Origin of the sequence: Streptomyces sp. (genome assembly GCF_035644915.1) — a bacterium.
Classification (GTDB): domain Bacteria; phylum Actinomycetota; class Actinomycetes; order Streptomycetales; family Streptomycetaceae; genus Streptomyces.
The window spans coordinates 1-4,727 of sequence record NZ_DASQNP010000199.1; the positions used below are offsets into that span (position 1 = coordinate 1).

The following is a 4,727-nucleotide window of genomic DNA, read 5'->3' on the forward strand; positions in this document are numbered from 1 at the left end:
GCTGTTCGTGGAGACCTTCGGCACCTCCACGGTGCCGGTGGAGAGGATCCAGCGGGCGATCACCGAGGTGTTCGATCTGCGCCCGGCGGCGATCATCCGGGATCTGGAGCTGCTGCGGCCGATCTATGCGCAGACCGCGGCCTATGGGCACTTCGGGCGGGAGCTGCCGGACTTCACCTGGGAGCGCACCGACCGCACCGACGCCCTCCGCACCGCCGCCGGCCTCGCGGAATGGGAGGAGGGCCGATGACCACGCCCGCCGAGACACCCACCCTGGCCTGGGACGACGGAGCCGTCACGGCGATCGACCAGAGAGCGCTGCCCCACCGGTGCGACGTACTGCGGTTGCGGACGGTGGACCAGGTGATCGACGCCATCCAGTCCCTCGCCATCCGCGGGGCCCCCGCCATCGGCCTGGCCGGAGCGCTGGGCGTGGCACTGGCCGCGTACCGGCACCGCACCCCCGGCGGCCTCGACGAGGCGTCCGTCCGCGCCGACGCCGCACGGCTGGCCGAGGCCCGGCCCACCGCGGTCAACCTCGCATGGGGAGTACACCGCGCCCTGGGCCGGCTCGCCGAGGGGCCCGACGCCGTCCTGGCCGAGGCGATGGCCATGCTGGAGGAGGACGCCCAGACCAACCGCACGGCCGCGGACCTGGCGGCGGACCTCGTGACGTCGCTGACGCCGGACCGTCCGCTGCGGCTGCTCACGCACTGCAACGCGGGCCGGCTGGCCACCTCCGCCGTGGGCACCGCGCTGGGGACCGTCCTCAGGCTCGCCGAGCTGGGCCGGGTCGCGGAGGTCCTGGTGGACGAGACCCGCCCGCTGCTCCAGGGCGCCCGGCTGACCGCCTGGGAGCTGGCGGAGGCCGGGGTGCCCCACCGGATCTGCGTGGACTCGGCCGCCGCCGCGGCCATGGCGCAGGGGCTGGTGGACTGCGTGCTGGTGGGGGCGGACCGGATCGCGGCCAACGGCGACGTGGCCAACAAGATCGGCACCTATGGGCTCGCCGTGGCGGCCGCCCGGCACGGCGTGCCGTTCGTCGTGGTCGCCCCCGAGTCCACCTGGGACCGGAGCCTGCCCGACGGGACGGGGATCGTGGTGGAGGAACGCGCCCCGGAGGAGGTCACCCGCTTCGCCGGCGACGCCGTCGCCCCCGCCGGCTCCGGCGTCTACAACCCCGCCTTCGACATCACGCCCGCGGAGCTGGTCACCGCCATCGTCTCGGAGAAGGGCGCGGTACGGCCGCGGAGGACCCCGGACGGCACACGGACCCCGGACGGCGCGGAGGACACCGGCGACTCCCTGTCCGCCAGGATCGCCGGCCTGCTGACGGACGTCCCCGACCACCCCGTCCCGGGCGTCCTCTTCCGCGACCTGTCCCGGCTGTACGCCGAGCCGGGGATGCTGGCCGAACTCGCCGACCGGACCGCGAGCGCGTTCCACGGGGCCTTCGACCGCGTCCTCGCCGTCGAGTCGCGGGGCTTCGTGCTGGGGGCCGCGCTGGCCGTCCGCGCCGGGGTTCCGCTGACGCTGGCGCGCAAGCCCGGCAAGCTGCCCGGCCCGGTCCACGAGGTGGGCTACGACCTGGAGTACGGCAGCGACCGGCTGGAGGTGCGCAAGGGGGACGTGCCGCCCGGCGAACGGGTGCTGTGCGTGGACGACGTCCTGGCCACGGGCGGCACCCTCACCGCCGCCGCCGGGCTCGTGGAGAAGAGCGGCGCGCACCTGGCGGGGCTGGCCGTGATCGTGGAGCTGTCCGGCCTCGGCGGCGCCGAGCGGCTGTCCGGGCACCGGCTGCTGTCCCTGTGCCGGGTGGCGGCATAGGGCGGAGAGGAGCCGGAGCCGGAACCGCCCGCGTCCCGCCGCCGACGCGCTGCGCGCACGCCCCCGCGGGGTGACCATGGAGGCGTACGGCCGTACGCGCGCCGTACGCGCCGGGAAGCGGGCGAGGAGGGCGGCCATGACGCGACCGGAACACGCCGCCCCGCGCGGCGGACACCGCGGTGTGCCGCACACCGCCGACCTGCGGGTGGAGGCATGGGCCCCGACCCGTGAGGAGTGCCTGGCACAGGCGGTGCGCGGCCTCTGCGAGTCGTTCCTGGACCTGACGGGGGCGACCGGTGTCCGCCGGCGGGACGTCGTGGTGCTGGCGGACAGCGACGAGGACCTGCTGGTGGCCCTGCTGGACGAGGTCGTGTACTGGCTCGACGCCCAGGACGAGGTGCCGGTCGGCGTGGAGCTGACCGCCGTCCCCGGCGGCCTGCGGGCCGGCCTGGACATGGCCGACGCCGGCTCGCTCCCGGCGACGGGAGCGGCGCCGAAGGCGGTCACGCTGCACGGGCTGAGCTTCGGCCGCGGCCCGGAGGGCTGGAGATGCTCCGTGACGCTCGACGTCTGACCCGGCACGTCCACGTCCGATCCGGCACGTCCGGCCGGCACGTCCGGCCGGCACGTCCGGCCCGCGCGGGAGCCGTTCCGGCTGTCGGCCGCCCACCGCCCGCCCTACCATGGACACCAGGCGGGACAAACCACCCCAACCACATACACGAGGCCGCATTCTCCGCACGACGGCCGCCCGGAGTTCCACCTCCTCCTGAGGGGAAAGACCCATGTCCGCCACGCACACGGCCGAGTTCGAGCACGCCATCCACACGGCGAACATCTGGCTGAAGGCGGTGTCGGAAGCCCTGGGAACCGATGACCGGCACCTCGCCCACCGGGTCCTGCGCGCCTGGCTGCACACCCTGCGCGACCGGCTCACCGTCGACGTCGCGGCCCACTTCGCCGCGCAGCTCCCCGAACTGCTGCGCGGCGTCTACTACGACGGCTGGGTCCCCAGCGGCGCGCCGGTCAAGTACGACCGCGACGCCTACGCGGACCGCTTCGCCCAGGAGGCCCGGATCGGCGCCGGGGACGTCCCCCGGATCGCTCCCGCGGTCACCGCCGTCGCCCGCGGGCACCTCTCGCCCGGCCAGTTGGAGCGGGCCCTCGCCCAGTTGCCGCACGACGTCCGCACCCTCCTCGAACCGACCCCGGCCCCGGCCGGGTGACCACCGGACCGCCGCACGGCCGTGCGGCGGCACGACCGACCGAGCGGAGGGACACCGTGGACATCGTCCTGGTCGAGGAGAGCCCGGTCCGCTTCCGCATCGAGCGGCGGGGCCCGATGCGCGTGCCCGGAGTCGTGTTCGCGACGCGCTCCCTGCTGCCGGAGGCCGCCGACGACAAGGCCCTGGAACAGGTGGCGAACGTCGCCACCCTGCCCGGCATCGTCCGCGCCTCCTTCGCCATGCCCGACGTGCACTGGGGGTACGGCTTCCCGATCGGCGGAGTGGCCGCCACGGACACCGGCGCCGGCGGCGTGGTCTCGCCCGGCGGGGTGGGCTTCGACATCTCCTGCGGCGTCCGGCTGCTCGCCGCCGACATCGAACGCGACGAACTGGCACCCCGGCTGCGGAGGCTGATGGACCTCCTCGGCGACACCGTCCCGCGCGGCATGGGACGCGGCGGCCTGTGGACGCTGTCCGGGCGCCCGGAGATGGAGAAGCTGCTGCTCGGCGGCGCCGGCTACGCGGTCGAGCACGACCAGGGCACACCGCGCGACCTGACGTTCTGCGAGGACCGCGGAGCCCTGGAGGACGCCGACCCCTCCCAGGTCGGGGCACGGGCCGTGGAGCGGGGCCTGCACCAGGTCGGCAGCCTGGGCTCGGGCAACCACTTCCTGGAGGTGCAGGCCGTGGACCGGGTGTACGACGAGGACACCGCCGCCGCCTTCGGCCTGCGCCCCGGCCAGGTGTGCGCGATGATCCACTGCGGCTCGCGGGGCCTGGGCCACCAGGTGTGCACCGACCACGTCCGCGTCATGGACCGGGCGCTGCGCCGGTACGGCATCTCCCTCCCGGACCGGCAGCTCGCCTGCGCGCCGGTCGACTCCCCGGAGGGACGCGCGTACCTGGGGGCGATGGCCGCCGCCGCCAACTACGGCCGCGCCAACCGGCAACTGCTCACCCAGGCCGTGCGCCGCGCGTTCGCCGCGGCGGCGGGCGTGGGGGTGGACCTCGTCTACGACGTCTCCCACAACATGGCGAAGCTCGAGACCCACGAGGTGGACGGCACACCGCGCCGGCTCTGCGTCCACCGCAAGGGCGCCACCCGGGCGCTGCCGCCCGGCCACCCGGACCTGCCGGAGGAACTCGCCGGAGCCGGGCAGCCGGTCCTGATCCCCGGCACCATGGGCACCGCCTCCTACGTGCTGGTCGGCGAACGCGGCAACGACGCGTTCTCGTCCGCCTGCCACGGCGCCGGCCGGGTGTGGAGCCGCCACCAGGCGCTGCACCGGGTCCGCGGGGAGGACCTGCGCGCCGGCCTGGAGGCCCGGGGCATCGCCGTCCGGCCGTCCTCCTGGCGCGGGCTCGCCGAGGAGACCCCCGAGGCCTACAAGGACGTCGACGCGGTCGCCACCGCCACCGCGGACGCGGGCCTCGCCCGCCCGGTCACCCGCCTGGTACCGCTGGGCGTGGTCAAGGGCTGACGCCCGACACCACAACCAAAAGGCCAGGTCGGACGATGTCCGACCTGGCCTCCGATGAGCCGCCTGTGGGAATCGAACCCACGACCTACGCATTACGAGTGCGTCGCTCTGGCCGACTGAGCTAAGGCGGCAGTGCGTGCGGCGATCCGCAGCGCGTGTAAGTCTACACAGTGCCCGGGGGTGCCCCGTACCG

Annotated in this window: 5 protein-coding genes and 1 tRNA gene; 5 read left to right on the top strand and 1 reads right to left on the bottom strand. The window is 75.2% G+C overall.

The window, feature by feature from the left end:
• From VE546_RS21845 to VE546_RS21865, 5 genes are all read left to right on the top strand, one after another.
• Positions 1-250 (top strand): methionine adenosyltransferase domain-containing protein (locus VE546_RS21845; protein WP_324924967.1); only part of this gene is annotated, 250 nt, incomplete at its 5' end.
• Positions 247-1,827: an S-methyl-5-thioribose-1-phosphate isomerase gene (gene mtnA, locus VE546_RS21850; protein WP_324924969.1), complete on the top strand. Its 1,581-nt coding sequence runs from the start codon at positions 247-249 to the stop codon at positions 1,825-1,827. The genes VE546_RS21845 and mtnA, both read left to right, overlap by 4 nt.
• Before the next feature lie 136 nt (positions 1,828-1,963).
• Positions 1,964-2,401: an archease gene (locus VE546_RS21855; protein WP_324924971.1), complete on the top strand. Its 438-nt coding sequence runs from the start codon at positions 1,964-1,966 to the stop codon at positions 2,399-2,401.
• A gap of 211 nt (positions 2,402-2,612) precedes the next feature.
• Positions 2,613-3,053: a DUF2267 domain-containing protein gene (locus VE546_RS21860; protein WP_324924973.1), complete on the top strand. Its 441-nt coding sequence runs from the start codon at positions 2,613-2,615 to the stop codon at positions 3,051-3,053.
• A 56-nt stretch (positions 3,054-3,109) separates the two neighbouring features.
• Entirely contained in the window at positions 3,110-4,534 is a 1,425-nt protein-coding gene (locus VE546_RS21865) for an RtcB family protein (RefSeq protein ID WP_324924975.1), read from the top strand.
• A 57-nt stretch (positions 4,535-4,591) separates the two neighbouring features.
• On the opposite strand, the gene VE546_RS21870 is transcribed toward VE546_RS21865, so the two are convergent.
• Positions 4,592-4,665 (bottom strand) — tRNA-Thr (locus VE546_RS21870).
• Positions 4,666-4,727 lie beyond the last annotated feature (62 nt).